At 67.6% G+C, this 26,110-nt stretch carries 17 protein-coding genes; 5 read left to right on the plus strand and 12 right to left on the minus strand.

From position 1 onward, the window contains the following. Positions 1–72: 72 nt before the first annotated feature. Positions 73–6,234, minus strand: a complete 6,162-nt coding sequence (locus QY325_07020) for a T9SS type A sorting domain-containing protein (protein WKZ67672.1) — start codon at positions 6,232–6,234, stop codon at positions 73–75. A 235-nt stretch (positions 6,235–6,469) separates the two neighbouring features. Further along, positions 6,470–9,025, minus strand: coding sequence for a T9SS type A sorting domain-containing protein (locus QY325_07025; GenBank protein ID WKZ67673.1), 2,556 nt, complete (start codon positions 9,023–9,025; stop codon positions 6,470–6,472). Between the two features lie 451 nt (positions 9,026–9,476). On the opposite strand from QY325_07025, the gene QY325_07030 reads away from it, so the two are divergent. Next, positions 9,477–10,412, plus strand: coding sequence for a LysR substrate-binding domain-containing protein (locus QY325_07030; GenBank protein ID WKZ67674.1), 936 nt, complete (start codon positions 9,477–9,479; stop codon positions 10,410–10,412). A gap of 13 nt (positions 10,413–10,425) precedes the next feature. Here the strand turns inward: QY325_07030 and QY325_07035 are convergent, their stop codons facing one another. Continuing rightward, on the minus strand, positions 10,426–10,899 hold the full coding sequence (locus tag QY325_07035) for a DUF4293 domain-containing protein (protein ID WKZ67675.1): 474 nt from the start codon (positions 10,897–10,899) through the stop codon (positions 10,426–10,428). A gap of 193 nt (positions 10,900–11,092) precedes the next feature. On the opposite strand from QY325_07035, the gene rho reads away from it, so the two are divergent. Beyond that, the gene (gene rho, locus QY325_07040) at positions 11,093–12,895 is read left to right on the plus strand and encodes a transcription termination factor Rho (GenBank protein ID WKZ67676.1); all 1,803 of its coding nucleotides are present in this window, start codon (positions 11,093–11,095) and stop codon (positions 12,893–12,895) included. Positions 12,896–12,940: 45 nt separating this feature from the next. Then, a complete protein-coding gene (locus tag QY325_07045; GenBank protein WKZ67677.1) occupies positions 12,941–13,417 on the plus strand; it encodes a hypothetical protein in 477 nt (158 codons plus the stop codon). Here QY325_07045 and QY325_07050 read toward each other — a convergent pair. Beyond that, the gene (locus QY325_07050) at positions 13,407–14,771 is read right to left on the minus strand and encodes a Mur ligase family protein (protein WKZ67678.1); all 1,365 of its coding nucleotides are present in this window, start codon (positions 14,769–14,771) and stop codon (positions 13,407–13,409) included. The two genes, QY325_07045 and QY325_07050, sit on opposite strands and share 11 nt — an antisense overlap. 223 nt (positions 14,772–14,994) lie before the next feature. Here QY325_07050 and QY325_07055 point away from each other — a divergent pair, with 223 nt between their 5' ends. Then, positions 14,995–15,867, plus strand: coding sequence for an MBL fold metallo-hydrolase (locus tag QY325_07055; protein ID WKZ67679.1), 873 nt, complete (start codon positions 14,995–14,997; stop codon positions 15,865–15,867). Here QY325_07055 and QY325_07060 read toward each other — a convergent pair. From QY325_07060 to QY325_07095, 8 genes are all read right to left on the minus strand, one after another. Then, positions 15,859–17,985 (minus strand): ComEC/Rec2 family competence protein, encoded by a 2,127-nt coding sequence (locus tag QY325_07060; GenBank protein ID WKZ67680.1) that lies wholly within the window; start codon positions 17,983–17,985, stop codon positions 15,859–15,861. The two genes, QY325_07055 and QY325_07060, sit on opposite strands and share 9 nt — an antisense overlap. 37 nt (positions 17,986–18,022) lie before the next feature. After that, entirely contained in the window at positions 18,023–19,225 is a 1,203-nt protein-coding gene (locus QY325_07065; protein ID WKZ67681.1) for a class I SAM-dependent rRNA methyltransferase, read from the minus strand. Between the two features lie 5 nt (positions 19,226–19,230). Then, entirely contained in the window at positions 19,231–20,418 is a 1,188-nt protein-coding gene (locus QY325_07070) for a SpoIID/LytB domain-containing protein (GenBank protein WKZ67682.1), read from the minus strand. Positions 20,419–20,494: 76 nt separating this feature from the next. After that, positions 20,495–21,622: a lipid-A-disaccharide synthase gene (gene lpxB, locus QY325_07075; protein WKZ67683.1), complete on the minus strand. Its 1,128-nt coding sequence runs from the start codon at positions 21,620–21,622 to the stop codon at positions 20,495–20,497. Next, positions 21,619–21,936: a hypothetical protein gene (locus QY325_07080; GenBank protein ID WKZ67684.1), complete on the minus strand. Its 318-nt coding sequence runs from the start codon at positions 21,934–21,936 to the stop codon at positions 21,619–21,621. Before QY325_07080 ends, lpxB begins: the two co-directional genes overlap by 4 nt. Then, positions 21,923–22,702 (minus strand): 5'/3'-nucleotidase SurE, encoded by a 780-nt coding sequence (gene surE, locus QY325_07085; GenBank protein WKZ67685.1) that lies wholly within the window; start codon positions 22,700–22,702, stop codon positions 21,923–21,925. Before surE ends, QY325_07080 begins: the two co-directional genes overlap by 14 nt. Positions 22,703–22,747: 45 nt before the next feature. Then, a complete protein-coding gene (asnB, locus tag QY325_07090; GenBank protein ID WKZ67686.1) occupies positions 22,748–24,619 on the minus strand; it encodes an asparagine synthase (glutamine-hydrolyzing) in 1,872 nt (623 codons plus the stop codon). Between the two features lie 19 nt (positions 24,620–24,638). Continuing rightward, positions 24,639–25,592, minus strand: a complete 954-nt coding sequence (locus QY325_07095; GenBank protein ID WKZ67687.1) for a glycosyltransferase family A protein — start codon at positions 25,590–25,592, stop codon at positions 24,639–24,641. A gap of 138 nt (positions 25,593–25,730) precedes the next feature. Here QY325_07095 and QY325_07100 point away from each other — a divergent pair, with 138 nt between their 5' ends. Further along, positions 25,731–26,108 carry a Rid family detoxifying hydrolase gene (locus QY325_07100; protein ID WKZ67688.1) on the plus strand — a complete coding sequence of 126 codons (378 nt, stop codon included), beginning with the start codon at positions 25,731–25,733 and terminating at the stop codon, positions 26,106–26,108. Positions 26,109–26,110 lie beyond the last annotated feature (2 nt).

Consider the following 26,110-nt stretch of genomic DNA (forward strand, 5'->3'; position numbering starts at 1 on the left):
TGCGCGAAGGTCGGTAAAAGCCGAAGCCCCCGCGCCTGTCGGCACGGGGGCTCCGTTTCAGCGATGAACGAGCTACTTCTGGATCACCAGCCGCTCGGTGTAGCTGTCGGTACCGGCGGTGATGCTCACCACATACATGCCGTTGGCGAGCTCGCCGTTCAGTTCCAGCACGCTGTTCACGAAGCCGTCCTGCACGGGGATGGTGCGGGCCGCCACGCGCTTGCCGAACAGGTCGAAGATGTCGATGCTCACCGTCTGCACGCCCTCAGCCACCGCGCTCAGGCCCAGCATCAGCTGGTCGCCCTGGTTGGGGTTGGGGTACATGCGCAGGGTGCCGGCTGCGGTGCCGGTGCCGGTGCCCTCCTCAGCCAGTGCATTGCTGCAGGTGGTGGTGAGCAGGCACACATCGCCCCAGGGATTGCTGCTGTGGCACCAGGTGGCGCCGCCATCGAAGCTGGCGCGCACGTCCACCTCGTAGGTCTTGTCGCACTGCAGTCCATTGGTGTTCACGAAGTACTTGCCCAGCGCGCTGGTCTTCACCAGCTCGAAGTTCTCGGAGGGCAGGCGGAAGCGGAACTGGTAGCGGTTGGCGCTCACCCAGTTGCAGTTGGCGTTCATGCGGCGCACGGGCCTGGCATGCACCAGGCTGGCCTGGCTGGTGCCCACCGGGCGGGTCTGTCCGCAGCTCAGGTATTGGTTGCCGGGGATGTCCATGAGCTTGGTGCGGGGGCATTGCGCAGCGGCGTTGTTCACCGTGAGTCGGCAGGCCGGTCCCCAAGGCAGGTAGTTGCCGGCGATGCGGCCGCGCACCTTCACGTTGTACACCACGCCCTCCTGCAGCTGGTTGCCGCTCCAGCTGTTGAGCTGGAAGTGGCAGGCGCGGGTGGCGCTGGCGGGCAGGCCGTTGGAGGTATTGTGGCTCTGGAAGCGCTTGAAGCTGTAGCCGCCGTTGGGGTCGAACCACCACATCTGGTAGCCGCTGTTGGCATTGCTCACGCCGTACTGGGCGCTCACGGCCGCGTTGGTGTTGGCCACCACGAACTCGCCGCCGCAGGGGCTGGTCTTCCAGTCCACGCGGTCGCAGCTGGTGAAGATCAGGCGGTCGCTTCCCAGGGGCAGGCAGAAGCCCTCGCCATTGGCCACCTGGCTGGTGTAGCCGGTAGTGAATCCGCCGCTGCCGAAGGCATCGGTGAGGTTGTCGATGATGCGCGCGCCGCTGTTGATCTTCAGCTGGTAGCCGCCGCCGGCGATGCCGTCGCCGGCATCATCGGTCACCACCAGGTAGAAGCAGCCGTCGGGCAGGCAGGTGGCCTCGCTGTAGGCGGGGGTCTCCGGATAGATGCCGCCGCCGGCCTGCACCAGGATGTCGGTGCCCTGCTGGCGGAGCTCCCAGGTGATGCTGCTCACGCCATCGGGCTGCCAGATCAGGTCGAGGTCGGTGGTGCAGGCCTGGCCCGCGCACGTGCAGCTGCCGTCGAGGACATCGAGCACCGTGTTCGGGTTGCTGTCGTCGCAGGCCGAGCCGATCTGGCCGGGCGTGGTGGGGCAGCTGTCCACACAGTCGGGAATCAGGTCGCCGTCGGTGTCGAGGTTCAGGTAACCGACCGTGAAGGTCTCCGTCACCGTGCAACCGCCCATGGTGACGGTCACCGTGTAGGAAGCGGCAGGCAGGCCACTGAGGTCCTCGGTGAGGTTCATGCCTCCGCAAACCCCCATCTGGCAGATGCCGATGGAACCCGGGCATTGCGCAGCGAAGGAGCATGGGATGGTGCTCACCCAATCGAAGGTCGGCGAACCGGTCCCGCCGGTCACCGTCAGGTCGATCGCACCGTCGCTCTGGCCCGGGCAGCTGGCCGGGGTGATGGCCGCAGAGAGCGTGGGCGGGGCGTTCACGACCACCTCCACGGGCACCGTGGTGCTGCCGCAGCCGCTCGAGACGGTGGCGTAGTAGGTTCCCGTTGCCGCACCGAGGAAGGACACATTGGGTGAGGCGGGATCCACCGGCACGAGGGTCCCCGTGCCTTGCCAGAAGTAGGACAGGGTCCCCACCCCTGTCGCGTTCGCCGTAAGGGTGAGCGCATCGCCCGCGCAGATGGGGCTGTTCGTGGTCACGTTCACCACCGGCGGATCGCAATCCTGCGGGGCCAGGGCCACGCCGCGGAAGGCGGTGTTCGCAGGTGCGGTGGCCAGGGTGACGGCGGAGCTCCCCGCGCCGGTGTCATCGATGCGGATCAGGCGTCCGCCGCCATCGGCGGTGATGCCGTAGACGATGGGGACGACACCGCTGAAGTCGACCTCCACGCCGCGCGCGCCGGAGGTGCCGCCGGTGCCCAGGGTGTAGCTCAGCGTCCACACGCCGCCCACCAGGTCCCAGCGCTGGATACCGCCGCCCGAGGCCACGGCGCGGTCGTCGGCGATGTAGCAGGTGGTGCCGCCGGCGTTGAACACGAACTCATAGGGGCTGGAGGTGCCGCCGGTGTTGATCACGTTGGTGCTGGTGGTGCCAGTGCCCGTGGGCAGCCCGGTGCCCACCGCCCAGATGCCGCGCGTGGCGCCGGACCCGGTGCTGAAGTAGAGCTGGCCGCCATACACCTCGGTGCTGCGGTTGTTGGTGAGCGTGGTGCTCACGATGGCCGGTGCGCCCGGTCCGTAGTACACCACGCCCGTGTTGGAACCGGCACCCCAATAGCCGGTGCCGTCACCGCCTGCCGAGCGGGGGTTGCCGCCACTGAAGAAGCTGGACGAGACCGCTTCGCGCGCATAGGCCGCACTGGCGCTTACCGTGCCCACGGCACGACCCACGGTGGCCGCGGTGGTGCCAGGCAGGTTGCTGGCGCCGGGCAGGGTCTGGGCGTAACCGGCGAAGACCAGCTCGCGACGGTCGCTGGACCGGGAGAGCAGGCCTTCGGAAGTCGCCGTTCCGCTCACCACCAAGGGATCCGCACCGCTCGAAGGGATGGGGAGGTCGAAGGTGCTGGTGCCCGTGGGGGTGAACTCGCGCAGCACGATCGGGTTGCCCGTGTTGGTGAGGCTGCCCGTTCCATTGCCGGCCTGGAGCACCACCACGTTGCCCACGCCATAGCTCACCGGCGTGCCGGCGCAGACGCAGCCGTTGTCCCACACATCGTTGAAGGTGCCCGGATTGCCATCGTTGCAGGCCGAGCCGGGAATGGCCGGCCCGCCGGGCACGCCTTCGCAGTCCAGCGCCAGTCCCACGCAGACGCAGTTGGCATCCCAGGTATCGTTCCCGGTGGCGCCATCGCCATCATCGCAGGGCGTGCCGGGGAGTGCGGGTCCGCCAACGACGTTCTCGCAGTCGATGAGCTGGCCCACGCAGTTGCAGGCATTGTCCCAGGTGTCGTTGCCCGTGGCGGGATCCTCGTCATCGCAGGGGGATCCGGGAAGCGCCGGACCATTGGGCGTGCCCTCGCAGTCCACGTTCTGGCCCGCGCAGGTGCAATCGCCCTGGATCTGGTCGTTGATGGTGTCGTCATCCCCATCGTTGCATGGCGAACCCACGGTGCCGGATACCAAGGGGCATGCATCGCCGGCCACAGCGACATGGTCCTCCGGTTGCGCGCAGGCCAGCTGCGTATCGTTCGGGTCACCGAGGCCATCCCCGTCGGCGTCGGCGTACCACGTGGTGGGCGCATCGAAATTCGCATCTCCGGTGGTGAAGGCGATGGGCGTGGTGCCCGCGCTCGGGTTGACGGTGCTTCCTGCGCCTGACCAGATGCCGTTCGGGCTCAGTCCAGGGCAGTCCACCAGGTCGCCCGTGGCCGTGCTGCGCTGCTCGATGCGCCGGATGCCATTGGGCAGGGTGGTGGGCAGGTAGGCGGCCCAACGGCCGGCCTGTCCGTCCACGTTCCCATCATGCCAGGTGCTGTAGGTCTGATCGATGCCGTCGCTCTCGGCCCAGCTGCCCCAGATGGGACGGCCGGTGCCGGCTTCGTTGTCGTAGAGGAACACCATGTTCTCCGCCGCCGCCGATGAGCTGCCGTAGGCCGCGCGCGCCGTGCTGGTCGGGATGATCATCCGGATCGTGTTCGTGGTGCGCACCGAGTTCGTGATGGTGAGCCCGCCGAAGCCGTTGTTCAGCTGCACATAGAAGTACACGTCGTTCCCGTTGTCGAACACGGCATTGCCCGTGGGCACCATGCTGAACCAGCCGGTGTAGGCACCATTGGCGTCGGTGGTCAGCTCGGCGAAGCGGCTGCCCGAGGGCGCGAATTCATCACCGGTGAGCAACTGGCCATTCATCCCTTTGCTGGCCGTATGGCCCGCCACATGGCCGAAGGCATCAGCCGCATTGTTGATCGCGTACATGTTGCCGGCGGCGGTGCTCAGGCCCAGGCTGGGGTTCGTGCTCGCGCCCACGATGTAGCGATAGGTGGCGTTGGGCACCAGATTGGAGAGCTCCAACCGGCATACGTAAGGCAGGCGCACGCCCGAGGTGGCACCGTTCACCGCATACTGCGGGAGGATGAGCTCGATCATGGCCGGCACATCGGTGATCACGATGGCCGGGCTGTTGCTCCCGTTGAGGCCCACGGCGCTCGCGCTGAGGATGTACTGGCCCGGGGCATCGAAGCTGATGTCGTTGAAGGTGGCCGATCCGTTAATGGCATTCTGGGTGAGCGTGCCCAGCAGGTTGCCGGGGCCGCTGAGCAGGGAAAGGGTGATGGCTCCCGCATACTCCGTGGCCACCGTGGCATCGAACCGCAACGCGTCAACCTGGAATGCGCCGATGGCCTGGCCCGTGAGGCCCGAGGGCGCCACGTTGGCGAAGCTGAGGTCCTGCGCAGGGCCGAGCACGTCGAAGGGGTCACTGAAAGCATCGGCCAGCGCATCGCCGGCAGTGGCCTGCGCGCGCAGCACCACACCGAAGTCGAAGGGCGAATAGGTGAGGTTGGTGAACGTGACGCTGTTGGTGCCGCTGAGGATGGTGCCGGTGAGGGTGCCGCCGAGGGCGCCGAAGCCCTGGTCGACCGATAGCTGCACGGTGGTATTCTGCGACACGTTCTGCAGGTTGTCATCGTCGTCCCGCGCCTCCACCGTTACGCTGAAGGGCAGGTTGTCCACCACGGGGTTGCCGCCGTTCACCGGGGTCATGACGAGCTTGGTGGGCGCTGCCACCGCGATGCCATTGCCCTGCACGGCGACGTTCTGCGTGGTGGCGCCGGTGCTGGAGCAGGCGACGTCCGCCGCGAAGGGTCCGGCCGCGCCCGGGCTGAAGCGCACGTAGATGGGGGTGGCGGCCACATTGCCGCCGCTGGGCGTGAGCACCACCGGATTCACGTTCCAGGTGCTGCCATCCAGCGACACCTCGAAACCGGCGGGTGCCAGCACCTCCAGGTTGGCCGTGAGGTTGTTGCCGCTCACGCTGAAGGTGGAAGACGCGCTGCTGCTGCCCACGTTCACGTTGCCGAAATCGGCGGTGAAGCCGGTGAGGTCGGTGAGCACCGTGGGCGTTGAGGTGGCGACGATGGAGAATTCACCGATACCGGCCGTGGCATCGCTCCCGCCCTCATCGGTATCCTCCCAGCGGATGTAGAGGTACTCGCCGTTGTCCCAGCCCAGGCCGGTGAGGTCGGCCGTGATGGGCGCCCCACCGATGAGGAACAGCGGGCTGATGGCCGCCTGGGTGGCATTGGGAGCGCCGGTGCCGGTTGTGGGGGTGTTGAAGCCCGTGCTGCTGATCCAAGAGCCGGCGGCATCGTTGAAGGTCCCATCACCGGTGCCGCTCCCGGCCAGAACGCCGGCAGCGCTGACCCGGTACGACATCGGGAAGCTGTTGACCGTGGTGGAGGGGTTGCGGTTGATGTAGGCGCTGTAGGTGATGGAGACGTTGTTGATGGTGCTCCCGGAGGTGTTCTGCAGCACCACGCCGAGCGCGGTGGCCACACTGCCCGAGGCCAAGGAGCCCAAGGCCCGCTTCGGCGTGGGCTGGCCATCGAACATAACGAAGAAGGAACCCGTGCTCGCAGCGCCATTCGTCCTGCCCCAGCGCGGCGTGCCGCTATTCTGATGGTAGACGTACCACCCGGTCACCGAACCGCCTCCATTCTGGGCGCTCACCTCCAGCATGGTGGTGGCCGAAATGCCCGCCGGGGTCAAGTTGGTCGCCGTCATGCTCTGGAAATCCTGGGTGTAAGCGGCACCGGTGAAGGGCACCGGCTGCGCCTGTGCGGTCAAGGCCGCGCCGAAAGCTGCGGCGCCAAGCAGTGTGCGCATCGGGGCTCCAAGCAGGTGCATCACCGCACCGCTCAGCGAGCGCGTCCGTCCGGCACCGTGCCATCGATTTCGTTCAGAACAGATCATGGGTTGGGGAATTGGGGTGGGCAAATGAAGCGGGGCAAGGTTTCCCGCATGTGAAGAGAGCCCGAAATTGAGGCGAATGCCGCTCCCGGCGAGGGAGAATGGGCAACTTGTTGAAAAAACGCGGCAGGAAGCCGGCCCGGCGGCAGGATCACTCCTTCACCAAGCGCAGCGCGTGACCGGAGCCGCTCCCTTGGATGAGCACCGCATAGGCACCGGGTGCCAGGCCGCTCACCGGGAGCTCCAAGCGGTCCGTGTCACCTGAACGGCTCAGGGAAACCGCCACGCGCCCGGAGGCGTCCACGATGCGCACCTCCTGCCAATCCACCGGCAGGCCGGCCAGCTGCGCCAGGTTCCGGGCCGGGTTGGGATAGATCACTGGCGCGGCCGTGGTCCCGAACCGGATGGGCACGGCATCGCTCTCGGTCCACGTGCCGTCGAAATCCGTCTGGCGGAGCTTGTAGTAGGACAGGCCGTCCCATGGAGCGGGGTCCTTGGCGTGGTAGTCCCGCACCACCTGGCTGTTGCCGGCCCCGGCCACCCGGGTCACCGGTTCATAGGTATGGCCATCGCGGCTGCGGAGCACGGTGAAGTGCGCGTTGTTGAGCTCAGAGGCCGTGGTCCAGGCCAACTGCACGGCATCCCCTTCCGGCCAGGCGGTGAAGCGCAGCAGCTCCACGGGCAGCGGGGAGATGATGTTGGTGAGGGTGAAGGGGCCGAAGCCAGTCACGGTATCGGCATCGGCCCAGTAGGCGGCTGCCGTTCCCTCCAGCTGCTCTTCCCAATAAGGCACGGTGCTGTTCCACCGCTGCGCGCGCATCGACAGCGGATTGTCGAAGGGCGCGGCGGGCAGCTCCGTGGGCGCATAGGTGAAGGTGAGCTTGGCCATGGGCGACCCGGTGGGGTCGATCTGCCAGAAGCGGTCCACCGTGGCGGGGCTGTTGTCCGGCTGGATGTAGCCCAGGTAGCTGGGCAGCACCGTGACCAGGGTGGGCGTGGTGGGCAGCGGCTGGTTATCCGGCGGGGTGCCGTAGGTGGCCATGGTGACGCTGCCGGCATCGCCGTTCAGCAGGTCGAAGGTGAAGGGGATGTAGGCCGCCGAGGTGCCGAAGGGCACCAGGTGCGGACCGGCGGTGGTGCCGATGTCCCATCGCACACGCGAACTGTTGTCGGTGCGCTCGCTGCGGATGTGGCGCGTGGTGCCGAAGGAGCCCGATGCCGTGGAAATGGCGCCCGCCGCCGGGTTGTACATGGTCAGCTGGTGGCCGTTGAGGTCGAGGATGGCACCGAAGAAGTTCACCGCGGCCCCCAATTCCAGGTTGCTCAGCACCTGCACCGGGCTGCCCATGGTCACCAGCGGCTGCGCCGTGGTCTTGTGGATGCGCCAGTTGAAGAATTGCTCGCCCGTGCCGCCGGTGGTGATGGTCTGCGGCACTGTGGAGCCGTTGCCGAAGAGCACCAGGCCGGTGCGCTCGTTGAATCCCGCAGGTCCGTAGTTGGTCCAGTTCCCCCACACGGTCACCTGGAAATTCGACACCGACACGTCCAGCTCCGGCGAGCCGGTGGTGTTCAGGATCTCGAGGTCGCCCTTCACCAGAAGCGTCCCAAGGATCTGCTTCACGCCGCTGCCCTGGATGCGCAGGTTGCCGTACCCGCCGTTCACGTTGCGGATGTCCTGCGAACCGAGAGCCGGGTAGATGGTTTGGCTGCTATTGACGAACTGAAACTGGTTGTTCGTGGTGGAATAAGCGGGCCAGGCCGTCGGCGTCCCCGTGATCTCCAAGGTCCCTCCTGCATTCACGATCATCCGATGCCAAGCAGTACCGGAGGGGCCCGCGGAAATCTGCGACACGCGCACCAAGCCGCCGTTGTTGATCTCCAATCGGCACACGTATGTCGCCGAAGCATTGTTCGTCGTGGCGTAGTAGATGCCCGGGATGATGAGGGTGCCGTTCACCGTGATGGTGCCGCCCAATTGCGCGGCATCGCTACCGGCCAACCCATCCATGGAGACATTGCCCGTACCGACACCCACCAGTGTGACGGTGGATCCGGCGTTGATGGTGACGTTGAAGTTGCAGGCCGCCCCCGCGCCGTTGTACAGCATGGTGGTGGTCCCCGAGCTGAACCGGAGGTTCACGTTGCGGGCGATGGTGAAATTGGTGGTGGTGAGCGCCGCCAGCGTGGTGGGATGCGCGGTCAAGGTCTTCCGGATCCGCGCCACATCCACGGTGCCGGTTCCGCTGAGGGTCACATTCGCCCCGTCGATGCTGAGGCTGATGCCATCCAGGGTGGCGCCGTTGCCGATCTGGCCATCGCAGACGATCTGCCCGGTGTAGCCGGGCGCGGTGCCCAGCACGTGCACATAGGACAGGTTGGTGCCGCCGGTGTTGTTGTTGTAGAGCCGCCCGCCGGCCTCCACGAAGAGGTTCTGGCAGTAGTACTGGGAGCCGAAGGCGGCCGTTACCGTGGTGCCCGTGCGGATGTAGACATTGTTGGTGGCTCCGGGAGCCGATGCTGCAGCCGGCGAGGTGGCCCAGCTGCTGCCATCATAGACGCGCCAGGTGGCGGCGGTATTCCATGCCCCCGAGGCCCATGAGCCGTAATCTCCAGCGCTCTGCGACCAGGCCACCACGGCGGCAAAGACCCCCGCAACCGCCATGGCTGCACGCAGCAGCCCCGGGCGGAACCTTCGCAGGGGAGGCAAGGCAGGCAAGGAAGGCGTCACCGGTGGATGGGGCGTTCCCTTGGAACGTATGCAAAAGTAAACAAACCCCTGTGCCATGGGAAGGACGAAAAAGGGACAGGTTTGGAACACAGCCGCCGAGCTGGCCTCCCCCCCTGGCCGCCGAGCCGCCAACCCCGGTGCTGGTTCCATCCAGCTGGAAAGACGCGCGACCTCGGATGGGATGCCTCGGACCACGGCCACCGCGAGACCACCCCGCCTCCGCCATCCGGTCAGCGACCCGTTCATGGCGCAAAGGACCCTCCGGCGGGTGAACCGCCTGTTGCGCCCAGGCAAAGCGCATGTGAAAAGGCCATCCGGCAGGCCGCCGCCCTACCGCCGCTTCAGCGCAGCGCACAAGGTGCCGGTGGAAGCCACCGGAGGAGAATAGCTTTGACCGATCCACGACGACAAGGAATAGAGCAGAGCTATCATGACGCTGCAGCAGCTCCACTACATCGTTGCCTTGGCCGAGCACCGGCAATTCGTCCGGGCCGCTGAAGCGTGCCACGTGACCCAGCCCACGCTCACCATGCAGGTGCGCAAGCTGGAGGAGGACCTGGATGTGGAGCTCTTCGACCGCAGGACCCTGCCGGTGCGCCCCACGGAGGCGGGTGAACGGGTGGTGGCGCAGGCCCGGGCGGTGCTCCGCGAGGCGGAGCAGTTGCGGGCGCTGGTGGCGGAGATGCATACGGGACTGGCGGGCACCTGCCGCATCGGCGTCATCCACACGCTGGCCCCCTACCTCATGCCACTGTTCCTGCCGCGCTTCGCCGAGGAGCATCCGGACCTGCGCCTGATCATCGACGAGCGGAAGACCAGCCGCATCCTGAAGGGGCTCCGCCGCGGCGAGCTGGACCTGGGCATCGTGGTGACGCCGGTGGACGCACCGGACATCGAAGAGGTACCGCTCTTCGTGGAGCGCTTCCTCGCCTACCTCCCCGCCGGGCACCGCCTCTGGCGCCAGCGCGAGGTGCGGCGCGAGCAGCTGAAGCGCGAGTCCCTCTGGGTGCTCGGCGAAGGGCATTGCTTCCGCGAGCAGACCCTCAGCCTTTGCGGCAGCCCCAGTTCGGGGACGCATGCGAACCTGCTCTACGAGAGCGGCAGCATCGAGACCCTGAAGCAGCTGGTGCGCAATGGCGAGGCGATGACCCTGGTGCCGGAGCTGAGCGTATCGCCCGACGATCCGCACGTGCGGTGCTTCGCCGATCCGGAGCCGGTGCGGCAAGTGAGCCTGGTGGCGCGCAGGCCCTTCGTCCGCCGGCGCCTCATCGAGGCGCTTGCCGGGGCCATCAAGCGCAGCACCGCACCGGCGCTGGCCGCTTCCTCAGGGGACCGCCGGCGCGTGGCCGTGGTGCCGATCCATTGAACGGGGCCACGCCTCACCGCAAGCGGTCGGCGCTGCGCACCAGATGCTCATCCTTGCGGATGGCGCGCTCGGCGAGGACCGCGAAAACCACCACCCCGATGGGCAGGAAGAAGGAGGCGCCATAGGTGCCGGTGGCCTTCGCGCCCTCACCGAGGTAAGCATCCAGCGAATTCGAGGAGATGAACTGCAGCACGCCGGCCAGCAGGGCCACGAGCCATCCGCCGCGCACCACGCGGGCCTGGCGCGGCCTGTTGCCATAGAGGAATACCGCCACCAGCAGCACCGCCGCCACCACCGTATGCAGTATGGAATACGGGATGGGCAGCGCGGCATCGGCCATGGGCGTCCCATCGGCCATGAATACGCCGGAGGGCCGATAGACGACCGCCGCTTCGCCCAAGGCCCATCGGCGCACGGGGAAGAGCCAGGTGAGCCCGCTGAGCAGCGCGGCGATGAACAGGAAGACGGATTGGATGCGCTGGAGCATGAGGGGTTGCCGGTGCGCAAAGATGGCGGTGGACCGCTTGCGGGGATCCCTGTTCACCTTAGGTTTGCGCCGTTCATACCGGCGGGCCCCACCTCGGTGGCCTACCCAAACCTGACCGCTTACTGACCCTCGGAGGCCCCCACGGGCTCCACGCAGGCGGAATGCCTGCGCACCTTCCACCAACCGCACGTTCATGTACGATCATGATGCGCTCAATGGCCTGAAGCTGGCCGAGCTGAAGGACATCGCCAAGAAGCTGAACCTGAAGAAAGCGGACACGCTGAAGAAGCAGGACCTCATCGCCCGCATCCTGGAGGCCCAGGGTGCCAAGAAGGACGAAGGCGAAAAGCACATCGGGCCCGCCTTCCGGGGCGACGAGAAGGACCTGATCGCCCTGGCCGATGCGGACGAGCCGGTGGTGGAGCCCGACCCGGAACCCGTGGCCCCGCCCGTGGATGACGATGACGACGATGACGACGACGAGGAGGAGGACGGCGATGAGGAGGAGGAGGAGGAGGACGATGCCGATGAGAAGGAAGAGCCGGCCCCCTCGGAACGGCCCGCTGGCACCATGGCGCCAAGCGCCCCGGGCGAAGCGCGGCCGGCCCCCGCACCGGGCGAACAGCGGCGCGAGAGCTGGCGGGAGCGCCGAGAGCGCATGCGCCAGGAGCGCGGGCAGGCGGCGCAAGGCGAGCAGCGGCCGCGCGACGACCGGAACGAGCCGGGCGACCGGCGGCGCGAGCAGAACGACCGTGGCCCACGCGAGGAGCGCCGCGACCAGCCCCGCCAGGAGCGGCAGCCGGGCGGCGAGCAGCAGCGCCCGGGCGAGGGCGCCCCGCGGCAGGACCGCCCCTTCCAGCCGCAGCGCGAGCAGATCACCTTCGATGCATTCGTGGAATGCGAGGGCGTGCTGGAGGTGATGCCCGAAGGGTACGGCTTCCTGCGCAGCAGCGACTACAACTACCTGGCGTCGCCCGACGACGTGTATGTGACGCAGCAGCAGATCAAGCAGTACGGCCTCAAGCTGGGCGATTCGGTGAGCGGCTTCGTGCGCCCGCCGCGCGAGGGCGACAAGTTCTTCCCGCTGGTGAAGATCGACCGCATCAATGGCCGCGACCCCGAATGGGTGCGCGACCGGGTGCCGTTCAAGTTCCTGACGCCGCTGTTCCCCGACGAGAAATTCAACCTCGCGCCGAAGGGGGCCGACATCAGCATGCGCGTGCTCGACCTCTTCGCGCCCATCGGCAAAGGGCAGCGCGGCCTCATCGTGGCGCAGCCGAAGACCGGAAAGACGGTGCTGCTGAAGGATGTGGCCAACGCCATCGCCGCCAACCACCCGGAGGCCTACCTGATCGTGCTGCTCATCGACGAGCGGCCCGAGGAGGTGACCGACATGGCGCGCAGCGTGAAGGCCGAGGTGATCGCCAGCACCTTCGACGAGCCGGCCTCACGGCACGTGCAGGTGGCGGGCATCGTCCTGGAGAAGGCCAAGGCCCTGGTGGAATGCGGCCACGACGTGGTGATCCTGCTGGACTCCATCACCCGCCTGGCACGCGCGTACAACACCGTGCAGCCCGCCAGCGGCAAGATCCTCAGCGGCGGCGTGGATGCCAACGCCCTGCAGAAGCCCAAGCGCTTCTTCGGCGCGGCCCGGAAGATCGAGAACGGCGGATCGCTCACCATCCTCGCCACCGCGCTGGTGGATACCGGCAGCAAGATGGACGAGGTGATCTTCGAGGAGTTCAAGGGCACCGGCAACATGGAGCTCCAGCTCGACCGGAAGATCTCCAACCGCCGCATCTTCCCCGCCATCGACATCCTCAGCTCGGGCACCCGCCGCGACGACCTGCTGCACGGCAAGGAGGTGCTGCAGCGCACCTGGATCCTGCGCAAGCACCTGGCCGACATGAACAGCGTGGAGGCCATGGAATTCGTGAAGAAGCACATGGAGGGCACGCGCAGCAACGAGGAGTTCCTGGTGTCGATGAATGGATGAGCAGGACTGCAGGTCGATGGTTGAACCGCTTGGCTGAGGGTTGAAATGGTACTCGCGCTACTCACCGCGCTGGCCGTGATCGCCCTGCGGCTCATCCTGCACACCATCGGAGCGCCGCCCCAGGGCACGGACTTCATGCTCGTGCACTTCCTGGCCATCGTCACCATCGTCTTCTTCATCGACATGCGCCTGCTCCGGAGGAACCGGGCCGCCGGCTTCCCGGACCTGATGCGCGAGGGCTTCAAGGGCGCCGCCCTGTACGCCCTGCTGCTGATGGCCTACCTCTGGTTCCATTACACCGCCATCGAGGACGATGCCTTCAGCAAGCGGATCGAGGCCATGGTGCTGCAGGCCGTTGAGGAAGGGCAGCCGGAGCGGATCGTGAGGCCGAGGCTGACGCGCTTCTTCACGCCGTTCAACTACGCCAGCATCAGCTTCTTCGCCCTCCTGGCCACCGGTGCCTTCAATGCGCTCCTGATCGGCGCCATCCACCACAAGCTGCTGCGCCGCGCTATGCGGTGAAGGCCTCGCTCAGCGCCTGCAGGTCGAGCCCGCCGAAGTTGCCGCTGCTCATCATCAGCAGCACGCTGTCGCCGCCGATGCCATCGCGCACGGCGCCCATGACGGCGATGGGGTCATTGAGCACCACGAGGTCCTCGCGGGCGAAGGCCCTCTTCACGCGCTCCACCGGGATGGCCGGAAGGCGCTTCAGCTGCACGGCGTGCGGGTCGTAGAACACGATGGCGCTGTCCGCGGCATCCATGCAGCCGGCGTACTGGTCGATGAAGCCCTCACTGAGGCTGCTGTAGGTGTGCAGCTCCATGCAGGCCACCAGGCGGCGCTGCGGGAACTGCTCGCGCACAGCCTCGAGCGTCGCCTTCAGCTTGCTGGGCGAATGCGCGAAGTCCTTGAATACGGCACGGCCCGGCACCTCGGCCAGCTTCTCCAGGCGCTTGGCGGCGCCGTGGAAGGTGCTGATGGCCGCGTGGAACTCCTTGTCGCCGATGCCGAGCAGATGGCACACGTGCCGCGCGCCCTCGAGGTTCTGCAGGTTGTGCCTGCCGAAGACCTGCAGGGGCACATCGCCGTGGGCGGTCTCCAGGATGGTGACGCCATCCACGATGCGGTGGCTCGGAATCCCATACGGAATGCGCTGCGCGCCCACCTGCGGCTCCTCGGCCAGCGCCTTCACCTCGGCATCCGCAGCGCAGTGCACCAGCTTGCCGCCCGGCTCGATGCAGGCGATGAACCTCCGGAACTGGTCCACGTAGCTCCCGAAGGTCTTGAAGACGTTGATGTGGTCCCACGCGATGCCGCTGATGAGCGCGATGTCAGGCCGGTACAGGTGGAACTTGGGCACGGGCTCCAGGGCCGAAGCGAGGTACTCATCGCCCTCGATGATCGCCACCTGGCTCGTATCGCTGAGCTTCACCATGCAATCGAAGCCGTCGAGCTGCGCGCCCACGAGGTAGTCGAATTCCACACCGGCCTGACGCAGCACGTGCACGATCATGCTCGTGATGGTGGTCTTGCCATGGCTCCCGCCGATCACCACGCGGGTCTTGCCCTTGGTGCGCTCGTAGAAGTACGAGGGGTAGCTGTAGATGGGGATGCCGAGCTCCTGCGCACGCAGCAGTTCCGGATTGTCGATGCGGGCGTGCATGCCGAGGATGACGGCATCGATATCCTTGGTGATGTCCTCCGGATGCCAGCCGAGCGAATCCGGCAGCAGGCCTAGGCGATCCAGGCGGCTGCGGCTCGGCTCGAAGATCTCGTCATCGCTGCCGGTGACGTCGAAGCCCTGGCGGTGCAGCGCGATGGCCAGGTTGTGCATGGCGCTGCCGCCGATGGCGATGAAGTGGACGCGCTTGGTCATGGGCGCACGCGGACATGGGCGCATGTGCCCGTATCCGTGCCGCGAAGCTGCGCGCAGAGTTCCTTGCGCCGTCGCGCTGCAACGGATGTTCGTGAACGCCGCGGTGTGGAATCCTCGCGGCTTCACCTGCAGCACCTGGCCATCCGCCTCCTGGCGATGCGCGTGCCGTGCAATCGGGCGGTCCTGCGAGCATCCTTGGCGCAGGAGACCGATCTTCGCCCCTATGAAGCTCCATGTGATCGACACCGGCTACTTCAAGCTCGACGGCGGCGCCATGTTCGGCGTGGTGCCCAAGACCCTCTGGAGCAGGCAGCACCCGCCCGACGAGAAGAACCTGTGCACCTGGGCCATGCGCTGCCTGCTGGTGGAGGACGGCGACCGGCTGATCCTGATCGACAACGGCATCGGCGACAAGCAGGATGCGCGGTTCTTCGGGCACTACGACCTGCACGGGGATGCCACGCTGGACGGTTCCCTGCGCAAGGCCGGCTTCAGCCGTGACGATGTGACGGACGTCTTCCTCACGCACCTCCACTTCGACCATTGCGGGGGCAGCATCCGCTGGAACAGCCGGCGCGATGGCTATGAGCCCGCGTTCCGCAATGCGCGCTACTGGAGCAATGAGCACCATTGGGCCTGGGCCACGAAGCCCAATCCGCGCGAGAAGGCCTCATTCCTGAAGGAGAACATCCTGCCGATCGAGGAGAGCGGGCAGCTGCGCTTCGTGGAACTCGGCCGCCGCAGCGAGGAGGAGAACTACTACCTGCGGGATGCGTTCCCCGGCTTCGATGTGTTCGTGGTGAACGGCCACACGGATGCGATGATGGTCCCGCACATCCGCTACAAGGGCCGCACGGTGGCCTTCATGGCCGACCTGCTGCCCAGCGTGCACCACATCCCGGTGCCCTGGGTGATGGCCTATGACACGCGCCCGCTGCTCACCCTGCAGGAGAAGGCCGACTTCCTCGACTCCGCGGCGGAGGAGGACATCGTGCTCTTCTTCGAGCACGACGCCCACCATGAGTGCTGCACCGTGGAGCGCACGGAGAAGGGCGTGCGCCTGAAGGAGGCCTTCCCCTTGAGCGCGCTAGGGTGAGCCGCGCCTCAGGATGAACGCGCCCTGACGGCGCACATCGTGACAGGGCACCCCCGCCTCCGCGCAGCGCTTGTTCATCCAGCGCCTTGCGGTGCCGCTGAGGCCGCTGGCGAGCACCACTTGCCGTGCACCGCCCAGGATGCCGTCCGCCACCGCATCGTCCAAGCGATGCAGGTCATGCAGCACCACCGCATCGTAGGGCTCCGTGCGGGTTGGCCGGAAGGGCGACCGGTCGGAGACGAAGAGCACATCGAGCCGCGGACTGCGCAATCGGCCTTGCGCCATCCAGGCGTGGCCGTGGCGGGCGGGCTCCGGACGGAACAGGTCGGTGCCGACGGGCACCAGCGCATCGATCCCGTGCGCGCGCATGTGCCGTTCGATGCGGGCGGCGGCGAACGGCGCGGCCAGCGCGCTGTCCGCGCCCGCAACCACTGCAAGCGACCGGCCGGCGACATGGCCGGCGAGCATCGCACGCGCATCGTCATACACCACGAGCGCCTCACCCTCGTTCACGGAGCGCGCACGTGACCAAGCCGCGCCCGCGATGCCGATGGCGCACCAGAGCACCACGGGGCGCATGCGGGTCCAGCCCCACTGCCACCAGGCCCCTGCGGCGAAGATGAGCACGTAGAGCAGCGCAGCCTCCCAGAGACCGATGCGTATGGCCGGATAGGCATGGGGCAACCCGGCGAAGAAGGCGGTGGACTCCCCGACGATGCGCAGCAGCCATTCCATCGCCGTGGTGAGCGCGGCGCCCACCAACGGGACCTTGTGGAGGGCGAGCAGCGCCACGCCGCCATAGACGGCCATGCTCGCTGCGGTGACCACGATGAGGTTGGCTGGCAGGAACCAGACCGGGAACGCCTGGAAGAGGAAGAGCGAAAGCGGCGTGGTGAGCACCTGCGCACTGATGGACACCACCGCCAAGCGCCATGCCTGATGGGGCAGCCAGCCGGCTGGCGACCAGAGCCCGGCTATGGGGCGGTAGAACAGGATGATGCCGAGCACGGCCAGGAAGGACAACTGGAAGCCGGCCTGAACGATCATGGAGGGATCCCAGACGACCAGCACCAGCGCCGCCGCAAAGAGGTTGTTGATATGGTCCGTCCGCTGCAAGCCCATGCCCGCCACCGTGAACAGGGTGAACATGACCGTGGCCCGCAGCACGCTGGGCGATGCACCGGTGAGACCTGCATAGCACCACAGCGCGATGAGGATGATGATGCCCCGGGCCAGCCTGGCCCGACCGCTCCGCCCCCACCAGCCGAGCAGGAAGGCCAGGACGGCGTAGATGAGGCCCACATGCATGCCGGAGACCGCCAGCACGTGGATGGTGCCGCTGCGCGCGAAGGCGGTGCGCTGTCCGCCATCGAGCTCATCGCGCAACCCCAGCACCAGGGCCTTCACCAATGCGCGCTCGCGCACCGGCAGGGCGCTCTCATCGAGCCAGCGGGATACGGACGCGCGCATCCCATCGAAGGCATCGGTCCATGACCAGTCCTGGCCGGCCAGGGCCCACGCGCCCGACGGCGCGAAGAACTCGTGGGCGATGCCGCGCGTGGCGGCCCATGCGCGACGGTCGAACCCGCCGGGGTCGGGGGCGCGGTCGATGGGCCGCGGATCGCGCCTGACCAGTACGAGATCGCCGATGCCCAGGCCGGCCGCACCATCGGTGAGCAGCGTGAGCATGGCCGCCCCCCGGGCCGGTTCGAGACCATCGCCCCCCAGGCGCGCCACCACCTCCGCATCGCCTCGCCAAACGCGCTCACCCGTGCCGCTCACTGCCGCGATGCGAAGCACCCAGGCCTCCGCCGCCGGGGCGCGGTGGAAGTGCAGGGAATCGCTCTTCGGATCCCGGAAAGCCGACCAGGTGACGCCGAACGCCGCATACCAGCCCATCAGCGCAGCGCCCCGCCACCAGCGGCGCCCAGGATGCAGGGCTGCGAGGATCACGGCCAGTGCCGCAGCCGAAGCTGCGCTCAGCAGCACCGCCGCCGATGCCGGCGATAGGACCAGCCAGCGACCGACGGCCACGCCGGCCACCAAGGGCAGCGCCATCCGCACGAACGGCGCGCGCCGTATGGCGCTCCAAGGGCCGTGCAGGTCGGATACGAGCATGGCTGCCAGCGAAAAGGTAGCAGCCCTGGCGATCCGCTCAGCGCACCTCCAGCACCAGGCACTTCAGGTAGCGCGTTTCCGGCACGCCCCAGAGCACGGGGTGGTCGGCCGGCTGCCCGCCATCATGCACTTCGCGCAGCCGCCGGCCCGCATCGTGGGCGGCCTCGGCCACCATGCGCCGGAAGAGCTCGGGCGTCATGTGCTGCGAGCAGCTGCAGGTGACGAGGAAGCCCCCCTGCGGGATGCTCTTGAGGGCCCTGAGGTTGATCTCCTTGTAGCCGCGGTAGGCATTCTCCAGCGCGCCCTTGCTCTTGGCGAAGGCCGGGGGATCGAGCACGATGATGTCCCATTGCCGTCCGCTTCGGCTCGCCTCGGTCAGGTAATCGAAGACGTTCACCTCCTGGAAAGCACAGTTCCCCAAGCCATTGAGGGCGGCATTGCGGGTGGCGAGCGCCACGGCATCGGCGCTGATGTCCAGCCCGAGCACGCTGCGCGCGCCGGCCTTCGCAGCGTGCAGGGCGAAGCCCCCGGTATGCGTGAAGCAGTCGAGCACCTCCCTTCCTGCGGCGATGCGCTGCACGGCGAGGTGATTGCCCACCTGGTCGAGGAAGTGCCCGGTCTTCTGCCCGCCCGCCACATCGACGTGCATGAGCACGGACTGCGGGCCATCGCCCTCGGCGATCGTCAGGTCGGTGCTGAAGGCCTTGCCCAGCGGGCCCTTCTCCAGTGCCAGCCCCTCCTTCTCGCGGACGGCCACATCGTTGCGCAGGAAGATGCCATCCGGGCGCACCTGCTCCTGCAGCGCCTCCAGCACCACCTCGCGCCAGCGCTCCATCCCCAGCGTCAGGATCTGCACGCTCAGCACCCGCTGGCCGGTGCGCGCATCCTGGAAGAGGTCCGCCACGAGGCCGGGCAGGAAATCCGCCTCCCCGAAGACCACCCGGCAGCTCCCGGTGAATCCGAGGCGCTGGCGGAACTCCCACGCCCTGCGGATGCGGTCGCGGATGAACTCCCGGTTCACCCGGGCCTCTGGAAGGCGCGTGAGCATGCGTACGCGGATCATGCTCGCCGGGTTGATGTAGCCTTGGCCGAGCGGCCTGCCCTTGATGTCCGTCACCTGCACGACATCGCCGGGGGAACAGGCGCCCTCCTGCCCCGCCACCTGCGTGGCGAACACCCAAGGGTGGCCGTTGCGGACGCGGTCGCCCTTGTCGTCGATGCGGATGCGTGCCTGTGCCATGGTGATCAGCGCGCCTGCGGACCAGCCCCCCGGCCCGGCGGCCGGAGCGTATCCCCCTCATCGCGGAAGAAGTCGAGCGTGGAGAGGTCCACGAGGTGCACATTGGAATAGTAGTGGTGCAGGATGTCGGTGTAGGTGCGGCCGGCCTTGGCCATGGCCATGGCGCCCTCCTGGCAGAGGCCCACCGCATGCCCGAATCCCCGGCCGCGCAGCAGCACCCGATCGCCATCGGCACGGACGGAGAAGTAGGTGCTCTTGAGCTTCAGGTCCTCACGCACATGCTTCAAGGGCAGCAGGGGCCAGGTATTGCCCAGATAGAGGTCGCGGCATTGCGGCTCGTACTGGAGGACGGCGTGCACTTGGCCGGAATCCGCCGGATTGAAGCCGAATCGGCGATCGAGGTAGCCGAGCCACTCGCGCCGGCTGAGCGAACGCTCCCAGGTGGCATGGGGGGCGGCCAGGCAGAAGGTGTCGCGGGTGGCGCGCAGGTAGGGCTCCTGCTTGCTCCAGAGGTCCTCCGCGTTCATGGTCTCGCCGCCGCAGTTGCTGTGGAAGGTGGCGTGGATGAGCTTGATGTCGGAATCCACCAGCACCAGCCCTTTCGTGGCATCAACGGCCATGCCGATGCTGTCGTTGCGATTGCGGCCGTGGTACACCTGGCAATGCACCCCATCGCAGAGCTCGAAGCCCTCCGGCAGGTGCTTGCGCTGGTTGGTGAGGGCATAGGTGCGGCAGCTCACCGCCTGCAGCTTGTAGTACTCCTGGTGGTGCTCCTTGCCCGCCTCCGCGCTGACCACTCCGGCGGTATAGGGCTCCAGCGGCACGCGGTTCACCAGCATGAGGGCCCCATTGGCGGGCACCACCTCCAGCCTGCCCGGGTAGTCGCGCTCGCTGCCCTTGCGGTCGGTGGCCTTCAATCGGAATCCCCCGGTGGCCAGCACGGGCACCACCTCGATGCGCTTGGCCGTGAACGACATGGCCAGTGAGCGCGCGCTGAGCGCCTTGCCCGCCGGCTCGATCCGCAGTCCGTCCGTGGCCGGGAGCTCGCCCATGCGCACTCCGTCCGCGAACACCTGGCAGGCGCCGCGATGGCTCATCACCAGGGCCTGGCTAACGGTCCGTTCCCGGTGCAACCCGATCCGTACCTCACGCTCCGCAGCGGGCACCTGAGCGAAGCCGCGGACCGCCGTCATCGCGAAAGGGAGCCACAGGAAACGCCTCGCCATCCTCATCATCGGTCGGCAAAGCTACCGGGGTGCGCTCCCGGCGTCAGACGCGGGGAGGCAGACTTTTCCACACGGCCGAAGCCACCTTGGCGGAGGCGCCCGGCCCGCCGAGCCGTGCGGCCAGCTGGGCGTAATCCGCCAGCATGCGCTCCCGGCCCGGCCCTTCGTCGAGGAGCATGCGGAGCTCACGCTCCAGCGCGTCCGCGGTGAGGTCGGATTGGATGAGTTCGCGGACGACCTCTCGGTCCATGATGAGGTTGACCAGGCTGATGAACCGGATGTCCACGAGCCGCTTGGCGATCCAGACATTGAGGGCACCGCCGCTGTAGCAGACCACCTCGGGCACGCCGAAGAGGGCCGTCTCCAAGGTGGCGGTGCCACTGGTGACGAGTGCGGCGCGGGCCTGCCGGAGCACATCGTAGGTGCGGCCCTTGACCACTGCGATGCCGGTTCCGGCCAGGTGCTGCCGGAAGGCATCATCCGGCATGGAGGGGGCTGCGGCGAGCACGAAGCGGTGGCCTGGGAAGCGCGTGGAAACGGCCGCCATCAAGGGCAGCACGCGACTGACCTCCTGCCGCCTGCTGCCGGGCAGCAGGGCCACCATGGGCCGGCCATCGTCGCCTGGCAGCGGCGTGAGCGGGCTCCTCCCCTCCTGCTCGATGGCGTCGAGGAGCGGGTGCCCCACGAAGTCGACCTCCATGCCATAGCCGGCGTACCACGCCTTCTCGAAGGGCAGGATGCAGTACATGCGGTCCACCACGCGCTTGATGGCATGCACCCGTCCCTTCTTCCACGCCCACACCTGCGGGCTGATGTAATAGTGCACGGGGATGCCCTTTGCGTGCGCCCATTCGGCGATGCGCAGGTTGAAGCCCGGGTAGTCGATGAGCACCAGCGCCTCGGGCCGGAAGTCGGCGATGTCGCGCTTGCACGCATCGATGTTGCGCAGGATCGTGCGCAGGTTCATCACTACCTGCGTGAAGCCCATGAAGGCGAGGTCGCGGTAGTGCTTCACTACCTCGGCACCGGCAGCGGCCATGCGGTCGCCGCCCCATGCGCGCACCACGAGCCCCCCGGGACCCGCCTGCGCGTGCAGCGCACGGACCAGGTTGCCGCCGTGCAGGTCGCCGCTGGCCTCGCCCGCGATGATGTAGATCCGCCGCGCGCTCATGGCTCCAGGAGGCTGCTTCCGAGCGCGATGACGATATAGGCCCCGTAGACGAGCATGGCCAGGATGACGCCGCGCATGGCCCGCTGCATGCCCATTCGGTCTAGGAGGAAGAAGAGGAAGGCGTCGGCGATGAGGCTGAGGCTGACCACGCGGGGCCGGAAGACGGGCGTGCCCAGGAAGAGTTCCTGCACGAACCACTGGAAATCGTGGTGCGGGCGGATGGCGGTGACGTAGATGGTGCCATAGGCGACGAAGCCGAGCACCGGCGCCAGCATGCCCAGCACGAAGCCGAGCAGCGGACTATCCCACCGCATGGTCCCAGGTGTTCAGCTGCGCGATGGCGTGGTGGGCGGTCATGTCGTACTGCGTGGGCACGATGCTCACGTAGCCGTTCTCCACGGCGTACACATCCGTATCATGTCCCTGGTCCTCGCTGCGGAACTCGCCTTTGAGCCAGTAGTACTCCTTGCGGCCGGGATCGAGGCGCGTCTCGAACTCATCCTCCCAGTTGGCCTTGGCCTGCCGGCACACCCGCATTCCCTTGAGCGGTTCGCCGGTGCTCTTCGGCACGTTCACATTCAGGCAGGTTCCCATGGGGATGCCGTGACGGAGGACGTTGCCCACCACGTTGCGCACCACGGGCCTGGCCTGGCTGAAATCCGCCTCTATGGCATGGTCCATCAGGCTGAAGCCGATGCTGGGGATGCCCTCCATGGCCCCCTCCACAGCGGCGCTCATGGTGCCGCTGTAGAGCACATTGATGCTGATGTTGGCGCCGTGGTTGATGCCGCTCACCAGGAGATCGGGCTTGCTGCCGCCGAGCAGCTTGTAGATGGCGAGCTTCACGCAATCCACCGGGGTTCCCGAGCAGCTCCAGGCCTCCACGCCATCGAGGAGGTCGGTGCGGTGGAGCCGGAGGAAGCTGTGGATGGTGATGGCATGGCCCATGGCGCTCTGCGGCTTGTCCGGTGCCACCACCAGCACCCGGCCGAAGGGCATCACCTCCTCCACCAGGGTGCGGATGCCGGGGGCGAAGATGCCGTCGTCGTTGGTGACGAGGATGAGGGGGCGCTGGTCCATGGGCCGGCAAAGCTAGGATGCAGCACGGCCCGGTACCGGCCGCGCTCACGCCCGGTGGATGGACCACCAGCTGGCCAGCGCGTAGTGCGGCCAAAGGCGCATGCCGGTGACGCGCCCCGCGGCGAGTTCCTTGCGGAAGCCGGGTGAATAGAGCCGCAACGCATCGTCCATGGCGAGGATGAGGTGGCGCTGTGCGAGGGCCTCGCGCGCATTGAGCACCTCGTGGAGGGGGATCGTGAATCCGACCTTCGGCCGGTCGATGATGGCATCGGGCAGCAGGCCGCGGGCGAACCGCTTGAGGGCGAGCTTCTCCCCTGCCTTCCCCACGAGCAGCCGCAGCGGAAGGCGCATGGCCTGCTCCACCAGCCGGTGGTCGAGGTAGGGCACGCGGGCCTCGACGGAGGCGGCCATGGACATGCGGTCCACGCGGGCCAGCAGGTTCTCGGGCAGCCTGAACTGAAGGTCGAAGGCGCTGAGCCGCTGCAGGAGATCGGCGCTGCCGCAGGCAGGAGCATCGCAGTGGGCGGCCACTGCCGCGTAGGGGTCCCGCGCATCGGCCAGGAAAGCCGGGCTGAAGAGCGCATCGGGATCCTCGCGCAGCAGCGCATCGTTCCCGCCCCAGATGATGCGGCGGCCTTCGGCGTGGCGCTTCATCCAGGCCACCCAATCCGGCTTGCGGGCGGCGAGCCCGGGTGCGCCCAGCGCGAGGAACGCCTTCACCCCGGCACGCGGCAGCGCGCCCAGCATCCGCTGCACGCGGTGCGCATCGTGCCAGTGCCGGTAGCCGATGAAGATCTCATCAGACCCCTCGCCGCTCAGGCACACGGTGACGCCCTCGGCGCGCGCCTTCTCCGACAGCAGCAGCAGGGGACCGCACGCCTCGTTGGCGATGGGCTCGTCCAGGATGCGGAACACGCGCTGCTGCGCGGTGAGGTACTCCTGTGGCGTGATGGTGATGGGATGATGCCGGCTGTCCAGGTGGCGCGCCACCAGCTCCGCATGCCGCAGTTCGCTGGCGTAACCCGGGACATCGTCCGTGAATCCGATGCTGAAGGTGCTGATCCGCCGCCCGCGCGAGGCCAGCGCCGCCACCACCGACGAGTCGAGCCCGCCCGAGAGGTAGGTCCCCACCTCCACATCGGCCACCATCTGCAGCTCCACGGCTTCCTGCAGCAGGCCCATGCACGCATCCGCATCGGCCAGGTCCCGCCCGTGCGCGGCGGCCTGCAGGGGGTGCCACCAGCGCTCGGGCACGGGCTCCGCGCCACGCACCAGCTCGAAGCAGTGGGCGGCGGGCAGCTTCCTGATCGACGCATCGAAGGTGGAGGCGCCCTCGATCTGGAGGAAGTTGAAGTAATCCAGCAGCGCGCTGCGGTTCACCTCGCCGCGCTGCAGGAATGCCTTGGGCTCGCTCGCGAAGCTGAGCACGCCATCCGCCCAGCGGTAGTAGAACGGCTTGATGCCCAGGCGGTCACGCGCGGCGAGGATGCGCCCGGCGACCTGGTCAACGAACACGAAGGCGAACATCCCGTTGAGCCGATCGAGGCATCCGCGTCCCCACTGCACGCACGCGTTGAGCAGGGTCTCGGTATCGGAATGGTCGGTGCGGAAGACATGCCCCAGGCGGATCAGCTCAGCCCGGATGGGCGCGTGGTTGTAGATCTCGCCGTTGAAGACGATCCAGTAGCGGCCGTCCGCCGAGGACATGGGCTGGTTGGCCGCATCGGCAAGGTCGAGGATGGAGAGCCGGGCGTGCGCCAGCTTCCAGCGCAATGCGACGGGCGGAGCCGGCAGCTCGGCGGACCGCACGGTGATCAGCGCGTCCGGCCCCCGATAGGAGAGACGGGCGATATCGACCGTATCGAGGTCCGCCTCGGGCCCCGATCGCCAGGAAACGCTGCCGGCTATGCCGCACATGCCGAATAAGGGGCGGGATTCACGGCTGCGAAGAACGGTATCCCGCGATCAATGCCTTCACGGTTTCGGCACCGGCGAATCCGAGCAGTCGGAAGGCGGCCGCATAGGCGCGCGTACTGGCGCCGCCCGCCTCCGGCACGAAGCCATGCGGCTCTAGCCACCGCCGGTAGAGGCGCAGCGCCAGGTCGCGGTCGTGCGGGTACAGCATGCGCAACCCGCCGAAGAAGGCCTGGCGCACCCGCGGCCAATCCACCGTGCCCTGGCGCCGCACGAAGGCCTCCAGCATGCGCTCCTGCACCTGCACGAGCACCTTCCAGAGCCGGCCCTCGGCGCCCTGCGAGATCCGGCCCGATGGCCGCTCGCGCACGACGGTGCGGCAGCCTCCCAGCCGGCGGAACCTGCATCCCGCCTCGTAGAGCCGCAGCATGAGGTCGTACTCCTGGCTGCTGGCGAGGCCCGGGTCCCATCCGCTCACGGCGCGAAGGGCCTCCGTGCGCCACAGGTTGGCGCAGGTGTTCCCCAGGTTGCCGGCCACCAGCCCCACCTCGACATCGGCATCCGGGACCTTCATCCGTTCGCTGCCATCGAGGCTCCTGTACACCGCGCTCTCGTAGAGCACATCCGCGTCAGCCGCAGCGGCCAGCTGCGCAGCGATCTTCCCTGGCAGGAGCAGGTCATCGGCATCGAGGAACTGCACCCACTCCGTCTCCACGCGCGGCAGCGGATGGTTCCTCGCCGAGCTGGCGCCCCTGCGCGGCTCATGCTCCGTGATCACCCGCAGGCCGGGATTCGCCCTGCTCCAGGCATCGATGGCCTGGATCGTGCCGTCCGACGATCCGTTGTCCACGCAATGCACCGCATGCACCGCCGCCCCCTGCTCAAGCACGGATGCAAGGCATTCACCCACGTACTCCGCCACGTTGAAGCATGGGATGATGACCGTGGCGCGGTCGCGGATCGTAGGATGGGCCATGGCCATGCGGTCACCTGCCTCCCCTGCGGCAAGGCGGCCAAAACTACCGCGCTCGAGGGTGCCATGGCCCGACGAAGCGTAGCGCGGATCGCCCAACTTCGCAGGCGCAGCGCTTCACCCTCGCGCCTGCCTAGCATCATGAAGCAACCCGTGTTCCCGCCCAATGCGGCCAAGCCCCTCGCTCCGTACACGCCCGCCATCGCAGCCGGCGGATTCGTCTTCCTCAGCGGGCAGATCGCCCTGGATGAGCACGGCCACCTGCATACGTCCGACATCGCCACCGAGACGCGGAAGGTGATGGAGAACATCGGCCATCTGCTCAAGGCCGCCGGGCTCGGCTATGAGCACCTGGTGAAGGTGACGATCTTCCTCAGCGACATGGCGCACTACGCGGCGGTGAACGAGGTGTATGGCGGGTACTTCGGCGAAGCGCCCCCGGCACGCGAGGCGGTGGCCGTCAAAGGGCTCCCGCGTGGCGTGAACGTGGAGATCAGCGGGATCGCGGTGCGCGACTGAGG

Source organism: Flavobacteriales bacterium (genome assembly GCA_030584065.1).
GTDB lineage: Bacteria > Bacteroidota > Bacteroidia > Flavobacteriales_F > PHOS-HE28 > PHOS-HE28.

Bases quoted from the DNA above. Each gene is read 5' to 3' on its own strand.
- QY325_07070 (WKZ67682.1), bottom strand. From the start codon at position 20,418: ATGACGGCGGTCCGCGGCTTCGCTCAGGTGCCCGCTGCGGAGCGTGAG.
- QY325_07055 (WKZ67679.1), top strand. From the start codon at position 14,995: ATGAAGCTCCATGTGATCGACACCGGCTACTTCAAGCTCGACGGCGGC.
- asnB (WKZ67686.1), bottom strand. From the start codon at position 24,619: ATGTGCGGCATAGCCGGCAGCGTTTCCTGGCGATCGGGGCCCGAGGCG.
- surE (WKZ67685.1), bottom strand. From the start codon at position 22,702: ATGGACCAGCGCCCCCTCATCCTCGTCACCAACGACGACGGCATCTTC.
- QY325_07095 (WKZ67687.1), bottom strand. From the start codon at position 25,592: ATGGCCCATCCTACGATCCGCGACCGCGCCACGGTCATCATCCCATGC.
- QY325_07065 (WKZ67681.1), bottom strand. From the start codon at position 19,225: ATGGCACAGGCACGCATCCGCATCGACGACAAGGGCGACCGCGTCCGC.
- lpxB (WKZ67683.1), bottom strand. From the start codon at position 21,622: ATGAGCGCGCGGCGGATCTACATCATCGCGGGCGAGGCCAGCGGCGAC.
- QY325_07050 (WKZ67678.1), bottom strand. From the start codon at position 14,771: ATGACCAAGCGCGTCCACTTCATCGCCATCGGCGGCAGCGCCATGCAC.
- rho (WKZ67676.1), top strand. From the start codon at position 11,093: ATGTACGATCATGATGCGCTCAATGGCCTGAAGCTGGCCGAGCTGAAG.
- QY325_07060 (WKZ67680.1), bottom strand. From the start codon at position 17,985: ATGCTCGTATCCGACCTGCACGGCCCTTGGAGCGCCATACGGCGCGCG.
- QY325_07100 (WKZ67688.1), top strand. From the start codon at position 25,731: ATGAAGCAACCCGTGTTCCCGCCCAATGCGGCCAAGCCCCTCGCTCCG.
- QY325_07035 (WKZ67675.1), bottom strand. From the start codon at position 10,899: ATGCTCCAGCGCATCCAATCCGTCTTCCTGTTCATCGCCGCGCTGCTC.
- QY325_07080 (WKZ67684.1), bottom strand. From the start codon at position 21,936: ATGCGGTGGGATAGTCCGCTGCTCGGCTTCGTGCTGGGCATGCTGGCG.
- QY325_07030 (WKZ67674.1), top strand. From the start codon at position 9,477: ATGACGCTGCAGCAGCTCCACTACATCGTTGCCTTGGCCGAGCACCGG.
- QY325_07020 (WKZ67672.1), bottom strand. From the start codon at position 6,234: ATGCGCACACTGCTTGGCGCCGCAGCTTTCGGCGCGGCCTTGACCGCA.
- QY325_07045 (WKZ67677.1), top strand. From the start codon at position 12,941: ATGGTACTCGCGCTACTCACCGCGCTGGCCGTGATCGCCCTGCGGCTC.